The organism is Parabacteroides distasonis (genome assembly GCF_004793765.1).
GTDB classification, from domain to species: domain Bacteria; phylum Bacteroidota; class Bacteroidia; order Bacteroidales; family Tannerellaceae; genus Parabacteroides; species Parabacteroides distasonis_A.
The window spans coordinates 1-18719 of sequence record NZ_SRYM01000050.1 but is presented as its reverse complement, the minus strand read 5'-3'; the positions used below and the strand labels follow the sequence as shown (position 1 = coordinate 18719).

Genomic DNA, 18719 nt, shown 5'->3' with positions numbered 1-18719 from the left:
CATTCTAATTACCTTACGATGCCCATTGTAAAGACCTTACGATGGGCATTGTTATTTCGTGTTAATCATGGTTTAAAAAAAGAGGAAAAGATTGTGCTTTATTCGTGATTGATTACCTTTGTCACCACTTATCTATCCTGATTAAATCCTTTTTATTTTATTAGATGTATGGCAAACTCAAAAGAGATGACGAGGGGTGCTGTATTCCCCCTTCTATTTAGTTTCACGATGCCATTGTTATTAGGGAATCTGCTTCAGCAGACTTATTCCTTGATCGATGCCGCTATCGTTGGTAAATTTCTAGGTATAAATTCGCTGGCTGCCGTAGGAGCCAGTACCTCTGTGATTTTCTTGATTCTGGGATTCTGTAACGGATGTTGCGCCGGTTTTGGCATCCCGGTAGCTCAAAAGTTCGGGGCGAGGGATTATGCGACGATGCGCCGTTACGTGGCAGTGGGGTTGCAATTGGCTACGGTGATGTCCGTGGTGATCGCTGCTGTCTCGGGTTTATATTGCCGGGATATCTTGCGGGGGATGCAGACACCTGGGAATATCTTCGATGGGGTCTATGATTATTTGTTTGTTACTTTTATCGGTATTCCTTGTACATTCTTCTATAATTTGTTGGCAAGTATCATGCGGGCTTTGGGAGATAGCAAGACTCCGTTCTGGTTCTTGTTGTTCTCTACGGTCTTGAATGTTTTCTTGGATTTATTCTGCATCTTGGTACTAGGATGGGGCGTGATGGGAGCGGCTATCGCTACGGTTTTCTCGCAAGGGCTTTCCGCCATTCTATGTTATTTATATATGCTTCGGTAATTCCCGATCTTACGGGCTACTTCCTCCGAGGACCGAAGGTTCCATGCCGGGCTGGCCCGTACCTTATTGGCGATGGGGGTTCCGATGGGATTGCAATTTTCTATTACCGCTATTGGCAGTATCATGTTGCAGAGCGCCAATAACGCCTTGGGCACGGCCTGTGTCGCCGCCTTTACTTCCGCCGCCCGTATCAAGATGTTTTTCATTTGCGCTTTTGAGAGTTTGGGTATCGCCATGGCTACGTATTGCGGACAGAATTATGGGGCGGGAAAGCCAGAGCGTATTTTGCAGGGAATTAAAGTGAGTTCGTTGATGATGCTTACGTATGCAGCCGCTACATGGATGATCTTGATGCTGGGGTCTCGTTGGCTGGCCTTGTTATTTGTGGCTCCATCTGAGGTCGAGATACTGGACTATACGGAGCAGTTTTTGCATATTTCTTGCTGGTTCTTCCCGGCTGTCGGGCTACTGTGTATCTTGCGTTATGCGATACAAGGGGTAGGTTTCAGCAACCTTGCGATGCTCTCGGGTGTTTCAGAGATGATCGCACGTGTCTTGGTGAGCTTGTATGCGGTTCCCACTTTTGGATTCTTAGGCGTTTGCTTCGGTGATCCGTTGGCTTGGGTCGCCGCTGACTTATTCTTGATACCTGCGTTTTTGTATGTTTATAAAAAGATAAAGAAAAGATTAGATGATGAGAAAGTATCGGTGTCCGCAGTGTGATATCCCTTCTATGTATGTAAAGAATGCGGACGGGGAACGTCTTTTAGTGTATGTTTACGAGAATGGGGAGGTCGTTCCCAAAGATCCCACTACGGGTCTGTCCGGATTCGACATGACAGAGGTATTTTGCCTAGGATGCTCATGGCATGGAGCGCCTAGGAAATGCCGGTGATTTTTGTATCTCTATCCTCTCGGAAGTGATAGGATGCGTGAATGCTAGATATTCAGCGTGCAGATAGAGCCGTTCCGCCTTTCGTCCGTAAAGCTCGTCGCCAAGGATGGGGCAATGAAGGCCTTGGGGATGGGCGGCGTGTACCCGTAGCTGGTGGGTACGTCCGGTTTGGGGATAAAAGGCGATAAGGGTTTTTCCGGAAGTCCGTTCCAATACCCGGTAGTGCGTGAGGGCAGGTTTCCCGAATTCTTCGCTTACGATTTGCCGGGGCCTGTCCAAAGGATCGGGACATAGCGGGAGACGGATCTCACCCTCATCTTGGGGAACTTCACCATCTAATAAGGCGATATACCTTTTCTGGATGGTTCGGTTCTTGAATTGGGCTTGCAGGTTCTGATGCACTTCTTTGGTTTTGGCGGCGAGTAGCAAGCCGGATGTCGCCATATCCAAGCGGTGTACGATAATTGGGCCGGTGGCTTCCGGATAAAGGATACGCAGCCTGTGATAGACGGAGTCCGCATCTCCCTTACCGGGGACGGAGAGCATACCCGCCGGTTTATTGACGATCAACAAATAGTCATCCTCATAAAGGATATCCAGCTTCGTCTCCCGGTGAGCGTCTGCCAATAACGGATTCTCATCTACCCGCAATCCTAGTAGCATATGATTGAGGATCGGCTCGCATTTTCCTTTGCAAGCCGGATAATAATACCCATGGTGCCGAATCTCCGTCTTGGGAGAATCGCCCCACCAGAACTCTGCCATGGCGATCGGCTCCAACTGATGCTGGTAGGCGTATTGCAAGAGTTTAGGGGCGGCACACTCACCCGCTCCGGCAGGCGGCGCACCTTGGTAGGTAGGGGCGAACAGTTCGCATAAGTCCTTCACCTCGCCCCGGGCGTTCAGGATTCGGAATTGCTCGAACAACTTGCGTTGCAAGGCCGCCGACCGTCGCTTGCGTTCTTGCTTCAGTTGCTCGATCTCTTGTTCAAGCTGGTTTACCGTTGCCTGCTCCTCCTCCACGAAAGCTTGCATTTCTTTCTTCATTTGCTTGTATTCGGCATTCGTCCGTTGGCTTTTTTTTATGAGAAGAGCCGCCTCCTCTTCTGTGAGAGGAGATTGCCGACATAGGTCGCGGTCTCTTTTCCGTTCCTTGACCAACATTTTGGCGGATTGCAACATGAGATCTGTAAATTCGATCGCATGTTTTAGCCTGAACCGTGCCTCTTTAAGGGCGGGAGAGGTTTGTAAGATCCGGATATGGGCATTGATCTCATTGATCTGCTCCTCCTCTTGCCGGAAGAAACCATCCGGTTGTAATAGGTCATAGATCGGGGGGACGAAGAAAGGATGTACATTCTTCCCCGCTAGGTTACCAGAGAATGCGGCTAGATAGCCGACCTCTCCGGCGGGAGTACGAACCACCAATACGCCGAACATTTTTCCGGCTTGTAACTCTTCCCGCCATTCGGTTCGTTCTTTCAGGTATGCCTGCGTCTCCTCAGCCGCTATTACGCATAGAGGATGCGGTGTATAGTGAAAAGGATACGTGAATCGTTCCGGTAAGGGGATCGATTGTATCGGTTGGGCAAACGTGTGAAACTTAGATTCCATCATTCATTTTTTAATAGACAATAAGCGTAAACGGCTGGTGCCGTAGGATCTCCCTCTTGATACAATCCCGGACGGGAGATACGATCCCATTGGATCAACGACCGGGTCTCTTTTGCGGAGAGAGCTTCGCCGACGATCTCGTTCCATGCTTGTCCGTCCTTACTCCAGTAGAACGTGCTATGCGCACCGTCGGTCACTTTCATCCGTAGATATAAAGGCGAGCCGGGAAGAGGAAGATCGGCCAATTGATGTTCTTTCCCCTCTAGGATATATTTCAATATCAAACGGTCTCCTACGCATCCGCAGGTGATTAGGTTATTTGCGTCTCCGTACATCGTGATTCCTTTCCAACTGTCATTCCGGTTTACAATCGCTGTTTCCAACGTGTAATCCGGGGAGGTTGGGCGTAAACAAAGTGCCGCTCCGGTCTTTACGCCGGGTTTCGGTGTTCCGGATAGAGAGAGTTTACCGTTCTTGATCTCGGTCTTGACATCCGTGTAAGGATAGTTCCAACTCCATTCGGGACGCAAGGTAGCACCGGTGAAATCATCCGAGAAATCGAATACCGGCACTTGTGCGGACTCGGCAAATGGCATGGGTTGCGTGCGGCTTGCGTATTCCCCGGTTACGAAGTGAGGCCAATGATCCTCACCCATTCTCACCTCTTGCAGGTAAGGTTGGCGACCTTGGTAGAAGCCGCTTCCCGGCTGGTAAGCGTGGCATAGGTAATACATGCGTCCGTCTGGTGTTGTCGTAATCGTTCCGTGACCGATGGAGAGAACCTCCTTGCTTCCGTGCAAGATCGGGTTTTCTTGGTATTTCTCGTAAGGACCCTCCAGCTTCTTCGAGCGAGCTACGGATACGGCGTAATCGCTCTGCGGGCCGCAACAGCCTCTCACGGAGTAGATGATATAGTAATATCCGTCTTTCTTGAACCAATGCTGACCTTCCATACCTTGACGCTCATCGTCACGCAGCAGGCTGAAAGGCTTTCCGTCTAGGCGAAGCCCATCGTCTGTCAACTTACAAGCCAATAACTCTATGGGTTGGTTATCCAATCCATAAGCTTTCCAACTGATGTAAAGTTTGCCTTTATCCTCCAAGATAAATGCGTCTATCGCTTCCTTCCCGAACTCTACCACCGGGCCGTAATCCTTGAACTTGCCCGTAGGTGAATCCGCCACGGCGACACCGATGCACGAGATGTTATCCGATTGCTTCCGGGCCGTATAATAGACATATACCTTCCCTTTATGCTGATACCATTCCGGAGCCCAGAATGAGGATTTAGTCCATTCCGGCTTCTCGTCGAATACATGTCCGGTTTGCTGCCAGTTCACCAGATCGGTAGAGGTGAAAACCGGATAATAGGGGGCCCATTCCGAGGAGGTGCCGGTGATATAGTAAGTCTGGTCGATCCGGATAATGGAAGGATCGGCTACGTCACCGTGGATCACGGGATTGGTAAAATAGGATTCTTGTTGCGCTAGTCCTGTGGCCAAGGAGGCGGCACAGAAGAATAGTGTGAAAATCTTTCTCATGTTTTATCGTATTTTTTTTAAGATGTTCTTACGTACGGTTCGCAAAGAGATTTGTAGTAAATCGGGTTCCGCCAGATCGAGTAGTGTCTTATACTCCTGTAATAGCTCTGGAATGGGACGGCATAACTCATATCCCAGTTTCATGCAAAGCGTTTGCACACCGGGTAATTCCTTCGCTGAAAGCATCCGGTCCAGGCAGAAGTTCAGGAAATCTACCCGTGGGGGATTCGTCTGGGGTTGTCGTACAAGCAAGTTCAAGAGAATGCGTCGCTTTCCGGAGTGCTCACAGTTAAGCACCTCATTTATCAATTCATCCTGTTTATCATATAGCCATTCGTTTTCCTTTGTGGAGAAATGGCTACAGACCCATAACGCTTGATAACTAACGGCATCATCCGGATCGAATATCAGATCGTATAGCTCTACTTTCCGTTCTTGGTCCCCTTGTACATAAAATAATATCTCATGGATATCCTCTATATGACAGCGGCTTGATAGTCTCTGTTTTAGGTTCATTCTCAATCTTTGTTGTTGTGTTAAGATCATTCCCTTAAATTTTTAAGGAAGTGTAACTTGAAGATGAAGTATCGGGAATGGCTTGTGGGAAGAATCCGTCTCGTCTCTTCCTATCACTTGGAATCCCAGATGCTGATAGAAATGAAGTGCGGTTGTGTTTTGCTCATTTACGTCAACTTTTCGGATGGGTGTCTCTTGCAAGGCGAATTGGATAAGTCGTTTACCTAATCCTTTGCCTTGCTCTTCCGGATGTACGAAAAGCATCTCGATAAGCTCATCGCTTAAGCCCATGAAGGCGGTGATCTTTCCTCGCTCATTTCGGATGATATAAAGTTCTACCAATGGGAAATATCCGGGAACAAGTTCTTTATAAAATAAGATATCCTCTTCTTTTAGGAAATGATGGGTACTACGTACGGACGCTTCCCAAAGCAGAAGAAGCTCATTGAAGTCCTCGAAGGAGGGACGGGTTATCGTTCGCTTCATCGGGGTGTACTTCATCCCATGTGTAGTTTGTTCTTCGCAGATTGGTTCGAACCCGAATTTCCGGTAGATTGGGATTGCATAGGAAGAGGAATTGACTGTCATTTCCGAGACTGACTTATCTTGGATAGCGGCCTCGAATAATCGTTTGCCGATACCTTTTCCTTGATACATAGGCGTGATGAAGAATAAGGAAATATGCTTTCCTTCATTTTTTGTAGCGATTAGACCTATTAATGACTCACCCTCGAATGCTCCGTAAATGGTTAGCTCATTTACCAGATCCTTATTGTAAATGAAACTCTTGAAGGTTTCCAATCCCTCTTCGTCGAAGTCATTCTTGCCACATTGGATGAACACGTCCAAAGACAGGGTTAATGCCTTATCGTATTCGTTTATCTGTAATTGTCTTATTTGCATAAATGGATTATAAGTCTTTGTTCCCAACTAATTTCTCATCCGCTACGATCTCAAAATGATGCGCATCGATGAATCGCCCGTTTTTGTAACAAGCTTTTCGGAAGATGCCAGTCTTCTTGAATCCCACTTTCTCTAATACCCGCATGGATGCCAGATTATATTCATACACCGTGGCGAATATACGAATAACCTCCGTATGCTCAAAATAATACTGGATCGCATCGGCTAACGCTTCAGAGGTAATCCCTTGGTTCCAATATCTCTCACTGATCCAATAACCGACTTCCGCATTGAAACGTTCCACATCCGCTCCTCTCACAAAACCTATATTGCCGATTGCCTCACCATGAACCACAATGCAGAAATCCGATATTTCAGTTTTTTCTCGTGCTTGGCTGATGAAGCAGCAGGCATTTTCTTTTGTATAAGGATGAGGCAATCCATCCCGACAGTTATCCCAGATCTTCTTGTTATTAAGGTGCAAGGTTAAGGATTCCGTATCTTGACCTTCCCAACTCCTGAGCGTATATAAATCTTTTGTTACTACTATCATAAACTATTGTTTTTGTTTGAAAAGGAATGATGGTCAAGATAATAGCACAAATGATCCTCTATTTGTCCAGTATGCATTAGCTCTGCTTGATGAAGCCGTCCTTCGTATACGAATCCATTCTTCTCTAATACACGTTGTGAGCGTTGATTGTGAGGATAACAATTTGCCGTGATCAAATGTAAATCCATTTGAGTAAATCCGTAATTCAATACGGATTGCACTGCTTCTGTCATGAAGCCTTGTCCCCAACACTCTTCTTTTAGCCAATAACCCAGCATGCGAGCATGTGGGTTTTCTCTTTTGGGATCAGGAATGATGCCAATGGAGCCAATGACTTGTTGAGTCTCTTTTGATACGATAGCCCAAACCCCTTCTTTTCCGATAAATATGGTATTTAGTACATCAATAGTCTCTTCGATCGTTTCGAGAGGTTTCCATCCTGCGTTATTGCCTAGGTTTGGATTCTTACAGCTCTCAAAAACATCAGGAGCATCGCTTTCGCTGAAAGGACGGAGCACAAGACGGTTGGTTTCTATATTCGATGTTTGTGTCATATACGGATGTTTATTTAGTCGAGATAGATCATTTTCTTGGTCATCCCACCGTCAATCGTAATATTCTCGCCATTAATGAAATCGTTTTCCTCTTGACAAAGAAATAAGCACATACGGGCGATATCCTCCGGCTTTCCCACCCTTCCGGACGGATGTTGAGCATGATCCTCCGGGCGAAGCTGGTCGTAATTGTTATTCTGTATCCAACCGGGAGCGATAGAGTTTACCGTGATATGCCATTCCGAGAGCGATAAGGCCAACGCATGTGTCAAAGAATAGATACCTCCTTTAGAGGCGGCATATCCCTCGCTACCGGGTTCACTCATCAAGTAACGGGTAGAGCAGATGTTGATAATCCTGCCGTATGGATTGGGGATATCGAGAGATTGCCGATGGAGCGCTAATTGGCGGGAGGTGATAAACGCCGGGCGTAAGTTTATGGATAGTATCTTGTCGAAATCCTCTACGCTTGTTTCCGTGATGGGAGAGAACTGACTGACACCTGCGTTGTTGATAATGATATCAATATCTCCCCACTCCTCGATGATCTTTCGCAGGCAATCTTCTAGTGCGGTTTTATCACTAACGTCCACGAGATGGAATTGTGTCCCGGTTTGTAGGGCAGTCTCTTTTCCTAAGGTCTCGTTCTTGTCGCAGAAGGCCACACGATGTCCGGCTCCTCTGAAAGCCCTTACAATCGCTTTCCCGATCCCCTCGGCTCCACCGGTGATGAAGACTCTTCTTGTTTTATGAAGTGTCTTCGTTGTATGCCCCGTTCTAGTGCCGGAAGTCTTCCGGGCTTGGTATTCTGCGTACTTATTTTCCAGATAATTGTCTGCCATGATTCAGTCACTATTAAATGAGGACAAATATAGTTGTTTTCTGTCGAACCGATTTCTTTTAGTCGATATTCTGTTTGGGATACTAAAATAGAACCGGAAATTGCCATCTAAATTGCTTGTGGATTTGTTTTAATAGAAAAGTATTGATTATGAGAATAGCGATCAGCGGGGCAAGCGGATATATCGGTCAGCATCTTTCATCTTTTTTGGAGGGAAAAGGATATGATGTTATCCCTTTAGGGCGGGATTTGTTTAAGGAAGATTGTTTTGATGAATTATGCCGATGCGTGGAATCCTGTGAAGTCGTCATTAATTTGGCGGGTGCTTCCATTAATAAACGTTGGACGGAGGCTTACAAACAAGAGTTGTATGATAGCCGTATTTGCGTGACCAGACAGTTGGTGCATGCCATAAACACGAGAAGCGTGAAACTTGAGTTGTTTATTTCGGCCTCCGCCGTAGGTTATTATCCGGCTTTCGGGGAATATGACGAGTATCATGATTGCCGGGGAATGGATTTTTTGGCCCGGTTGTGTGGGGCGTGGGAGGAGGAAGCGTCCGCATGCTCATCGGATGTGAGGCTTGTCATTACCCGTTTTGGTGTCGTATTGTCTGAGGATGGAGGGGCCTTGAAAGAGATGCTTCGTTTGCAACGCTTCTCACGGGTAAGTGTCGTGATCGGTAACGGGCAACAGCGTTTTCCATGGATCAGCCTGTTTGATCTATGCCGCTCTTTTGGGTATATCATACGGAATAGGCAGATGAGGGGTGTGGTAAATTTGGTTTCTCCAGACCTTATCACCCAAAAGCAGTTGGCTCATACGTTAGCGAGAGCGGATAAGATCCGTAGGATCATCCCTTTGCCTGAGTTCTTTTTTCGGCTGAAGTTTGGCGAGGGAGCGTCGTTCGTGACAAAAGGGCAAACCGTCCATCCCTCTAAATTACAGGAATCTGGGTTTACATACATTTATCCAACAATAGAGAAACTTATGAATATAACAGATCATCATACCGTACCGGAACTGGATGTTAAACGGTATATGGGGCGATGGTATGAAATCGCCCGTTATGAGAATCATTTTGAGAGAGGCATGACGGATATGACGGCCACGTATACGTTGCTTCCGGACGGAAAGATCCGTGTGGAGAACGAAGGATATAAAGGCGGCGTTCACAAGAAAGCCACCGGTCGTGCGAAACAACCGGACCCTAAAAATAATCCCGGAAAATTGAAAGTGGCTTTCTTCTTATGGTTCTATGCGGATTATTATATCTTAGAACTTGATGCGGATTATCAATATGCGGTGATAGGAAGCAGCACGGATAAATACCTCTGGATCTTGAACCGTGAGAGGAACTTACCGGAGGCGGTTCGGGAAGATTTACTGGGGAAGATAACGGAACGTGGGTATGATATCTCTAAATTGATTTCATGAGCTGATGTATAAAGGGGTAAAGCCGTAGTGATTACGCCTTTGCCCCTTTTATTACTCATATTGGAAAACAATCTTAACAGAGGCGATCTGAGAGAGTTCCTTTTGCTCACATGATAGGCTTTACGATTTCAATTTTAAGGCCAAGCGCATCAATAATACGGAAAAATAAACCAACTCCCGGTTCTATGATTCCTTTTTCAATTCTTGATATATAGGTCTTATTAGTTCCTACTTTTTCGGCCAACTCGGATTGTGTCATTTTCTCTTGCTTCCGTGCGTCACTAATAATTTGCCCCACACAATAAGAGTATGCTTCTTTGCGAAACTCCTCTCTTTCTGGTGAGCCAACCTTGCCGTATAATTTATCTAATACAGCGTCCATACTCCCGATCTTAGGATTTGCTTGCATAATATTCATTTTTGAGTTTTAAAGCCTTTTCTATTTCGCTATTAGGGGTTTTCTGAGCCTTTTTCTGAAACCCATTGAATAGCATGACTATATTTCCATCATCAAAGATAAAGAAGGCCCGATAGATGTTTCCGTTATGGCTTGCCCTTAACTCGTACAAACCGTCACGGATTAGCTTAACGAAGTTCTTGTTAAGGCGTTCTTGCGTTTTAAGCATATCGAGCACATAAGAAACTTTTTTCTTTGCACCATCATCTAATGACATAAAGAAATCTATGAAATAATCTTCATAGTATAATATTTCTCTTTCTTTTTCCATAGTGCAAATATAAATTAAGTTTACATATATAACAACTTTAGATGGACTTTTCTTTTATGTTTTCAGTTGCTTCCCATCGGAAAAGGTATTTCCTACCTTTTCGCCCACTCTCAAATAGTCGTTGTTGAATGGATCAAAGATGATGGGAGCGGCTTTAGCTACATTCACTTTGCCATTCTCATCAAGTACACGCTCGTCAACACTGACATTTACGATCTCGCCACGGAGTATGCAAGTATCCGGATCGTAATCTTTCAATTTACATTCGATAGCCACGGCCAATTCGTCGATCAACGGAGCATCTACGAAGTCTGATTTTGTAGCGTGAAATCCTGCTTTGGCAAACTTGTCGGTAACTTTATTGCCCGACACGATACCTACATAATCACAAGCTACGACATGATCGGCATCTGCCATGCTTACCGTGAAAGCTCTACGCTTTAGGATATTCTTAACTGTCTTATGACCGGCGCTAAGACACATGCTGATCTCATTCATCTCACTGATACCGCCCCAAGCGGCGTTCATCGCGTCGGGAGTTCCATCTTCTCCATACGTGGCGATAATAAATACGGGTTGCGGATAGCTCAAAGGCTTCGCACCAAAATTCTTTCTCATAATCATTTATTTTTTAGTCCAATTTTTGATATCTTCTTCTGTCGCTCCGTTCATCAACTTCCCTTTTTGCCAGTTCACATCCGGATAGGCTTTCCGCAATTCACTCTCTGCGTTCGAGATATTGCTGCTGCCTGATGTGGCGAATGGGATAACGGTTTTGCCCGAGAGATCGTATTTCTCCAAAAAGGTGTTGATGAGTCTTGGAGCTTGATTCCACCAGATGGGAAATCCTAGGTAAACGGTGTCATACTCCGCTAGGTTCTTCAAATCATCGATAATGGCCGGTCGTGATGTCGGATCGTCCATCTCTACGCTGCTGCGTGAGGATTTATCCCGCCAGTTCAGATCGGCGGAGGTATAGCTTTTCTCAGGTTGGATCTTGTGAAGATCACCACTGACAATAGATGCGACTTGTTGGGCCGCTTTTTCAGTATTTCCCGTTGCCGAGAAGTAAGCCACTACAACTTTTGTCCCTTCGGTAGCCTTTTGCGCATAAGAGGCGATACATGCCATTGAGACCATGACCATGAATAATACGATTCGTTTCATACTTCTTGAATTTTTGTTGTTTTTATATTCATTACGAGAATGCTATGTGTTTACGGCGATAAAGATAGGAGAGAAAAATGAAACAGTTTGTACCCAAATTACTGATATATCTGATATTTTTGGCGATACGATCCTTATCTTTGTAAGGCGATTAACTAAAAGAAGAAAATATCATGCTTGCGTACACTTATATTGAACAAGGGAAATTTGAATTGCGGGAGAAACCGATGCCGGAAATAAAGGATTCACGGGACGCTATCGTACAAGTGACTTTGGGTAGCATTTGTTCTAGCGATCTTCATATTAAACACGGTAGCGTACCACGTGCGGTACCCGGAATAACCGTTGGGCATGAGATGGTTGGTGTGGTGGAAAAGGTGGGTGCTGATGTTACTGCAGTCAAGCCGGGTGACAGGGTGACCGTGAATGTCGAGACCTTTTGCGGAGAGTGTTTCTTCTGCCGGCGTGGATATGTCAATAATTGTACCGATCCCAATGGCGGTTGGGCGTTGGGCTGTCGTATCGATGGGGGGCAGGCGGAGTATGTCCGGGTTCCTTATGCGGATCGAGGCTTGAATCGTATCCCAGATACGGTCAGTGATGAGCAGGCTTTACTGGTCGGTGATGTGTTAGCGACAGGTTTTTGGGCTGCCCGCATCTCGGAGATCTCAGAGGAGGATACGGTTCTCATTATTGGCGCTGGTCCTACGGGAATCTGTACTTTGTTGTGCGTGTTGTTGAAGAAGCCACGACGTATTATTGTTTGCGAGAAGTCTCCGGAAAGGGCCCGGTTCGTTCGCCAGCGTTATCCGGAAGTCTTGGTGACAGATCCCGAAAACTGTAAGGAATTTGTTCTTCGTAACAGCGATCATGGCGGTGCGGATGTCGTATTGGAGGTCGCAGGGAGTGAGGATACCTTCCGCTTGGCATGGGATTGTGCCCGTCCGAACGCTATTGTCACCATCGTAGCCCTCTATGATAAACCTCAGCTTCTTCCTTTGCCAGACATGTATGGCAAGAACTTGACGTTCAAGACTGGTGGGGTGGATGGCTGCGATTGCGCCGAGATTCTTAACCTAATAGAAGAAGGTAAGATAGACACGACGCCTCTTATTACCCATAAGTTTCCATTGAACGAGATTGAGGAGGCTTACCGTATCTTCGAAAACAGGTTGGATGGGGTTATAAAGGTAGCGATCACGGGAGATAAGATAGGTGAAATTTCTGATTGAGATTATAACCTATGTTTTAATTCTAATTTTGTTCTATGGTTGTCTTTTTAGGGTTTTGTTGGCATAAATAAGAGAGTGAAAGGTGTTGTATAGGCAGATTTTTTTAACTTTGCATATAAAAGTTATACCTGTTAAATACCAAAGAACATGATACCTCAATTTGAAGAAATTCGACTTCAAGCACTTCGTGAACTAAGTTCCGGTGCTGTTATGAGAACCAAGGAATTACGAGATCCTTTGGCTAAATATTTTCAATTGACTGAAGATGAGATTAATGCATGGTATCCATCAGGTAATGGTAATATCTTTTTGGATCGTATCAGTTGGGCGTTAAGTTATTTGTTTATTGCGGGACTTGTTGAGAAACCCAAAAGAGGGGATTATAAGATTAGTTTGAAAGGCCTTGAAATGTTGTCTAATAGTACAGACGAACAAATAACTATTTATGTGAAGAATGCGGTTTTGGCTAATTCGTCTAAAAAGATCGTTAAATCTAAGGGATGTGATCCAATGGCTAATAAATCTGTAAGTGAGGAACATACTCCGCAAGAAAATTTAGATAATTCATATAACAATATCAAGAAGTCAATTTCTTCTGAAATTTTAGCTACAATTCTTTCCAAGAAACCTTATGAGTTTGAACGTTTAGTCGTAAAGTTATTACAGATGATGGGATATGGAGGTGAAGTTAAGAATTCTGGTATTGTTACAAAACTGACCAATGACGGAGGAATTGACGGCATTATTAAAGAGGATATATTAGGTTTTAATCATATTTCTATTCAAGCAAAGCGTTATGCGGAACATAATAATGTAGGACGAAAAGAAATTCAAAGTTTTGTAGGTGCTGTAGCAGGAACTTCTTCTAAAAAAGGTGTTTTTATAACTACATCTGATTACACGAAAGAAGCGATTGATTATGTTGAGAGTCTAAATGGAAGCCCTACCATAATATTGATTAATGGTCAGCAGTTAACTGAGTATATGTATGATTGTGGTTTGGGATTACAGACAGAAAAAGTGTTGAAAGTCATGAAAATGGATATGGATTATTGGGATTCTATGGATGATGATTTATAGTATGAATATCTATGCGGGCAAAGAGTTTTCTTGATAGATAGAGGAATAGAAATTCTTGAGGTTGACATGACTGAGTTTTTGAATAACAGAATAAAAAGATAGGGATATGCCTACACTCAATTGGATAGGAAAGGATAAAGTGGTGACGCACCATCAGGAGGTGCCATTTCACGTATTAGAACATAAATATGGTTTCACGGCAGAAGATGGTCAAATCGAATCTTCTACAGAGAGTGGCAATATGATTATTCATGGGGATAATCTGGTTGCCTTGAAATCGTTGTTGCCAAAGTATGAAGGAAGAGTTGATTGCATATATATCGATCCTCCTTATAATACAGGCAATGAGGGGTGGGTATATAATGATAATGTAAACGATCCGCATATTAAGAAATGGCTTGGCGAAGTAGTAGGGAAACAGGGTGAAGACCTCAGTCGCCATGATAAATGGCTTTGTATGATGTATCCCAGATTGAAAATGCTTCAAAAACTCTTGTCACCTGCTGGTGCTATATTTGTTTCCATTGATGATAACGAGGTGAGTAATCTTCGCTTGATGATGGATAATATATTTGGCCAAAATTGTTTTGTGGCTGATGTAAAGTGGCAACGAACTTATTCTCAACGGAATGATGCGGATGGAATTGGTGTGGAAACCGAACATGTTTTAGTTTATGGTAAGCAAAAAAATTGGCAGCCTAAAAACTTAGAGCGTACAGAAGAAATGGATGCGAAATATGCAAATCCGGATGGAGATCCATTGGGTAATTGGCAAAATACATCTGCTCATGCACCGGGGGCAGTATCACATCAAGGAATGGTCTATGCAATTCAACATCCGTTTACGGGTGAATTGGTTTATCCTGCAAATGGACGCTGTTGGACATTTGGTCAAATGGATGTGCTGAATATCATGAACGGCTGGTGTGAATATGAGTTGCGTGAATTGGACGATGCTAAGCGCAGAGCCGAAGTGTGTGGAATCCCGGTAGAAGAGATTCGTGAAGGAGTCTTGGCCATTATGCTAAAAGAAGACTTGCCAACCTCACGTGCCAAGGCGCAGGTGGTATATGCTGGTGGACAATGGCCTCGTTTCTTTTTCACGAAAGGAGGTTTGGGGGGAATAAGGCGTAAAACATATCTGAGCAAAGTGGAAGGTCGTAAGGTCACAAATTTATGGCTTCATAATGATGTAGGGCATACAGACTCTGCCAAGAAAGAGCTAAAAGCTATATTCGAAGGTAAAATCCCTTTTGATACACCCAAGCCTTCTACACTGATTGAGCGTATTCTGCAAATAGCTACGGATGATTACAGTGTGGTGCTTGACAGCTTTGCCGGAAGCGCCACTACCGCTCATGCGGTGTTAAAGATGAATAAGGATAATCCAGCCAGTCAACGCAAGTTTGTACTCATAGAGCTGATGGATTATGCCGAAACTATTACGGCGGAGCGTGTGCGTCGTGTGGCACAAGGCTATTCCTTTAAAGGGAAAAAAGAAGAAGAGATATACTGTAAAAAGCTAACATCCAAGAATATTCTTAAAGCAAAGGAGTTGCTTAAAGAGGCTTTTGACGCTATAGAAGTTCATAAGGACAAGTATGAGAAAATAGGTAAACCCAAGATAGATGATAATTGCTTGAAAGTGATAGGTACAAAGATCTATGACGGACAAATGCCTGGCCTAGGTGGAGCTTTCGATTATTACGAGTTGGGATTGCCGTTGTTTGATGAAAATGGATTCCTTAATGAAGAGGTAGAGACAAAAAAGATTAGAGAGTATATTTTCTACTCCGAGACACGGTTACCTCTAGTAGAAAATGAGCAATATAAGGCTACTTATTTATTGGGGGAATATAACCGCACTGACTATTATTTCTATTACGAGCCTAAATTAGAAACGACTTTTGGCCCGGACTCTCTTGATATAATTGTTCGTAAAGCAGACAGTTATATAGTTTATGCCGATATTTGTCTTTTCTCGAAAGAGGAATTGACAAAGATGAATATTATATTCAAGAAAATACCACGTGACATTCATAGATTCTAAGTTATGGAGCTAAAGATATATCAACAAGATGTCATCAACGACATCGAGAAATTCAATGGATTTCTTACCGGTACGAATAACTTGAAAGAAGCGTTTCGCTCCTTTTGGGCTAGTAAGGGCATATCGTTAAAAGAAGAAGACGATTACCTTCATGAATATGATAATACAATCAAAGGTGTGCCTCGTGTTACCGTGAAAGTGCCAACTGCCGGAGGTAAAACATTTATCGCTTGCAATGCGTTACGTACCATATTCGATAGCTTCCATGATGGGGCGCCACAAGTTGTAGCGTGGTTTCTTCCATCTGATATCATTTTGAAGCAGACTTATGAAAAACTAAATGATCCTGCACATCCATACAGACAGAAGATAGACACTCTGTTTAATGGTAAAGTGCGTGTATATGATAAACCTTCACTACTTATGGGGCAGAATTTCAGCCCTGTGGATGTAAAGGAACAACTCAGTATATTGGTGTTGAGTATTCAATCGTTTGCCACTAATTCAAAAGATGGTAGATTGTCATACCGTGAAAATGAGAATCTTACAGAGTTTGTGCCAACCTATACGAAAGACACTCCTAAAGTAGATGGTTCGGAGGAGACCGGCTTGATTCAAGTGATAGCCCATCTTAATCCTGTCGTGGTGATTGATGAAAGCCATAACTTTACGGCCGATTTGCGTGTTGAAACTTTACAAAGTGTCAATCCTAAATATATTTTGGAATTGACCGCCACACCGAAACGGAATAGTAATATAATTAGCTTCATTGACGCTATTCGATTGAAGAAAGAAAATATGGTGAAACTACCTGTTATCGTGTACAATCAGAATAGTATCAATGACGTAATCAACGGTGCTATTAATCTTCAGCGTAGCCTTGAGGTGAAAGCAAAGGAAGTAGAAGCTAACGGTGGTGATTTCATTCGCCCAATCGTGCTTTTCCAAGCTCAACCTAAGATAAACGAGGGAACTGAGACCTTTGATAAGATAAAGACTAAGCTTGTCGAGATTGGTATTCCTGAAGATCAGATTAAAATCAAGACAGCTGAAAAAGATGAGCTTAAAAATACGAACTTGATGGGCCGTGATTGTGAAGTTCGCTATATCATTACTGTTGACGCTCTTAAAGAAGGATGGGATTGCCCGTTTGCCTATATTTTAGCGTCATTGGCAAATAAAACTTCACGTATATCGGTAGAACAGATACTTGGCCGTGTGCTTCGTCAGCCATATACAAGAAAGCATAGTTGTGAGTTCCTTAATTTGTCGTATGTATTCACCTGCTCGGCTGATTTCCAACGAACACTAACAGGCATTGTTGAGAGCCTGAATAAATCTGGATTTAGTTCAAAAGATTTCTTTGCCAAAGATAATACTGTTCAGGAAGAAATAATCCCGAAATCTGTTCCACAAACTCCCGATTTGTTTTCAACATCAGTGGTAAACACTTTTAGTGATGATGAGCAAGCGACACCTGTCTCTTGTGAGGATCTCGGGACTGAAGACTTCGATAGTGTTGAACCAGATTCTGTAAAAGATGAATGTAACACCGAATATGGTAATCAAAAAACTGAAGAAGTCCTCAAAACCGCATTAAAAGAGGCTTCAAAGTATAACGAAGCTGTAGAGAACTCCGATAGTGACAATGACGATACCCCGGCAGATATTATGAAAAATGTATCCAAATTCGAGATGAAAGAAATATTTACCGCAGATGCGGAACAGATAGTGTTACCCCAGTTTTTTATTCAAGCGGTAAAGACAGATTTTTTTAATTTTGCGACAACAGATATATCTTTAGAGTCTGTTCATCTATTGAAAGACTTTAATCTTGAGACTTGTGATAAGAATATTGTTTTTGAGCAGACCTCAACAGAAGCTGTAAAGATAGACTTGGAAGAGCGTAAGAAGGATGAATATGTTCCTAAATTCACAAATTTGAATGATAGTCAGCTCAAGATATTTTCAGAATATATAAAAGGACTAGAGGTTGAAGATAAAATTAATCAATTGGCAAGACGTATATCAGATATGCTTAAATCTAAGTATAATTCAATTAGCGAACCAAGTATTCGAAGGTATATCGTGTCTGTGTTAAAATTGGTTGATACTTATAAACTTCAAAACCTAGCTAACAATATTTTGAATACCGCTGCTGCGTTTGATAATAAGATTAAATCTCTATCAGAGGCTTATAAGGTAAAACAGTTTAAAAGGCTATTGGATATAGGCAAGATAAGTGTAAAGGATAATTACCGCTTACCTAGCTCTATAACGATAAAGGATAAAATAATTGGCATACCGAGAAGTCTATACTTGGAAGAAGAAAAGGTGGATGGTTTCGAATACCGCGTAATATCTCAAATAGCCAATCTTGATAATGTAAAATATTGGCATCGTAACCTTGAACGAGGAAAAGGGTTCTACATAAATGGGTTTATTAACCATTATCCTGATTTTATAATTAAAATGAAGTCTGGAAAAATTCTTTTGATAGAAGTTAAAGGCGACCATCTGGATGGAAGCGACTCAGAGCGTAAAATCATGCTTGGAACCACATGGGCGAATAAGGCTGGAGATAAGTACCGTTATTTTATGGTGTTTGACAAAAAGCGAGTGGACAATGCTTATGATCTTTCAAGTTTCATTGATCTGTTGAAGCAGTTTTAGATAGCTCTCTTTTAGGAATTGTTTCCCAAATTAGGGGAACAATTTCTGTAAGATTTTCTTATATTGCTGTCCGATAAACCTTTTTATTGCAAGATAAAATTAGGGTCGATTCCATT

General features: G+C 43.3%; 17 protein-coding genes and 2 pseudogenes. 7 read left to right on the top strand and 12 right to left on the bottom strand.

The genetic code is table 11. From position 1 onward, the window contains the following. Positions 1-168: 168 nt before the first annotated feature. Positions 169-1542: pseudogene (locus E5342_RS14775) on the top strand (MATE family efflux transporter). Then, the gene (locus E5342_RS14770) at positions 1511-1714 is read left to right on the top strand and encodes a hypothetical protein (RefSeq protein WP_135959660.1); all 204 of its coding nucleotides are present in this window, start codon (positions 1511-1513) and stop codon (positions 1712-1714) included. Before E5342_RS14775 ends, E5342_RS14770 begins: the two are co-directional and overlap by 32 nt. Here E5342_RS14770 and E5342_RS14765 read toward each other — a convergent pair. The 8 genes and pseudogenes from E5342_RS14765 to E5342_RS14735 form a co-directional block, all read right to left on the bottom strand. Continuing rightward, complete coding sequence (locus tag E5342_RS14765; protein WP_121736786.1) at positions 1682-3328, bottom strand: RluA family pseudouridine synthase; 1647 nt, start codon at positions 3326-3328, stop codon at positions 1682-1684. The genes E5342_RS14770 and E5342_RS14765 overlap by 33 nt on opposite strands. Next, the gene (locus E5342_RS14760) at positions 3328-4869 is read right to left on the bottom strand and encodes a family 43 glycosylhydrolase (RefSeq protein WP_135959659.1); all 1542 of its coding nucleotides are present in this window, start codon (positions 4867-4869) and stop codon (positions 3328-3330) included. The genes E5342_RS14765 and E5342_RS14760 overlap by 1 nt, the downstream gene beginning before the upstream one ends. A 3-nt stretch (positions 4870-4872) precedes the next feature. Continuing rightward, a complete protein-coding gene (locus E5342_RS14755) occupies positions 4873-5385 on the bottom strand; it encodes a hypothetical protein (RefSeq protein WP_121736785.1) in 513 nt (170 codons plus the stop codon). A gap of 42 nt (positions 5386-5427) precedes the next feature. Then, positions 5428-5871: a GNAT family N-acetyltransferase gene (locus E5342_RS20210; RefSeq protein ID WP_310794186.1), complete on the bottom strand. Its 444-nt coding sequence runs from the start codon at positions 5869-5871 to the stop codon at positions 5428-5430. Beyond that, a pseudogene (locus E5342_RS20205) lies at positions 5851-6288 on the bottom strand (GNAT family N-acetyltransferase); the annotation flags it as partial. The gene E5342_RS20210 and the pseudogene E5342_RS20205, both read right to left, overlap by 21 nt. Before the next feature lie 7 nt (positions 6289-6295). Continuing rightward, complete coding sequence (locus E5342_RS14745) at positions 6296-6841, bottom strand: GNAT family N-acetyltransferase (protein ID WP_135959658.1); 546 nt, start codon at positions 6839-6841, stop codon at positions 6296-6298. After that, positions 6838-7395 carry a GNAT family N-acetyltransferase gene (locus E5342_RS14740; protein WP_044545687.1) on the bottom strand — a complete coding sequence of 186 codons (558 nt, stop codon included), beginning with the start codon at positions 7393-7395 and terminating at the stop codon, positions 6838-6840. The genes E5342_RS14745 and E5342_RS14740 overlap by 4 nt, the downstream gene beginning before the upstream one ends. A gap of 14 nt (positions 7396-7409) precedes the next feature. Next, a complete protein-coding gene (locus E5342_RS14735) occupies positions 7410-8237 on the bottom strand; it encodes an SDR family NAD(P)-dependent oxidoreductase (RefSeq protein WP_005864270.1) in 828 nt (275 codons plus the stop codon). Positions 8238-8386: 149 nt separating this feature from the next. Between E5342_RS14735 and E5342_RS14730 the strand changes: the two genes are divergently transcribed. Beyond that, a complete protein-coding gene (locus E5342_RS14730) occupies positions 8387-9673 on the top strand; it encodes a TIGR01777 family oxidoreductase (RefSeq protein ID WP_135959657.1) in 1287 nt (428 codons plus the stop codon). A gap of 106 nt (positions 9674-9779) precedes the next feature. Here the strand turns inward: E5342_RS14730 and E5342_RS14725 are convergent, their stop codons facing one another. The 4 genes from E5342_RS14725 to E5342_RS14710 are packed head-to-tail and all read right to left on the bottom strand — an operon-like array spanning position 9780 to position 11568. After that, positions 9780-10082 (bottom strand): helix-turn-helix domain-containing protein, encoded by a 303-nt coding sequence (locus tag E5342_RS14725; protein WP_005864275.1) that lies wholly within the window; start codon positions 10080-10082, stop codon positions 9780-9782. Beyond that, on the bottom strand, positions 10066-10401 hold the full coding sequence (locus E5342_RS14720) for a type II toxin-antitoxin system RelE/ParE family toxin (protein WP_057319354.1): 336 nt from the start codon (positions 10399-10401) through the stop codon (positions 10066-10068). Before E5342_RS14720 ends, E5342_RS14725 begins: the two co-directional genes overlap by 17 nt. Positions 10402-10455: 54 nt before the next feature. Further along, positions 10456-11019: a flavin reductase family protein gene (locus tag E5342_RS14715; protein ID WP_135959656.1), complete on the bottom strand. Its 564-nt coding sequence runs from the start codon at positions 11017-11019 to the stop codon at positions 10456-10458. A 6-nt stretch (positions 11020-11025) separates the two neighbouring features. Beyond that, positions 11026-11568, bottom strand: coding sequence for a flavodoxin (locus tag E5342_RS14710; protein ID WP_121736760.1), 543 nt, complete (start codon positions 11566-11568; stop codon positions 11026-11028). 173 nt (positions 11569-11741) lie between these two features. Between E5342_RS14710 and E5342_RS14700 the strand changes: the two genes are divergently transcribed. From E5342_RS14700 to E5342_RS14685, 4 genes are all read left to right on the top strand, one after another. Next, on the top strand, positions 11742-12800 hold the full coding sequence (locus E5342_RS14700; protein ID WP_121736758.1) for an alcohol dehydrogenase: 1059 nt from the start codon (positions 11742-11744) through the stop codon (positions 12798-12800). Positions 12801-12947: 147 nt separating this feature from the next. After that, positions 12948-13880, top strand: a complete 933-nt coding sequence (locus tag E5342_RS14695; protein ID WP_057329307.1) for a restriction endonuclease — start codon at positions 12948-12950, stop codon at positions 13878-13880. 106 nt (positions 13881-13986) lie between these two features. Next, a complete protein-coding gene (locus E5342_RS14690) occupies positions 13987-15930 on the top strand; it encodes a site-specific DNA-methyltransferase (protein ID WP_135959655.1) in 1944 nt (647 codons plus the stop codon). Positions 15931-15933: 3 nt separating this feature from the next. Next, the gene (locus E5342_RS14685) at positions 15934-18603 is read left to right on the top strand and encodes a DEAD/DEAH box helicase (protein ID WP_121736757.1); all 2670 of its coding nucleotides are present in this window, start codon (positions 15934-15936) and stop codon (positions 18601-18603) included. Positions 18604-18719 lie beyond the last annotated feature (116 nt).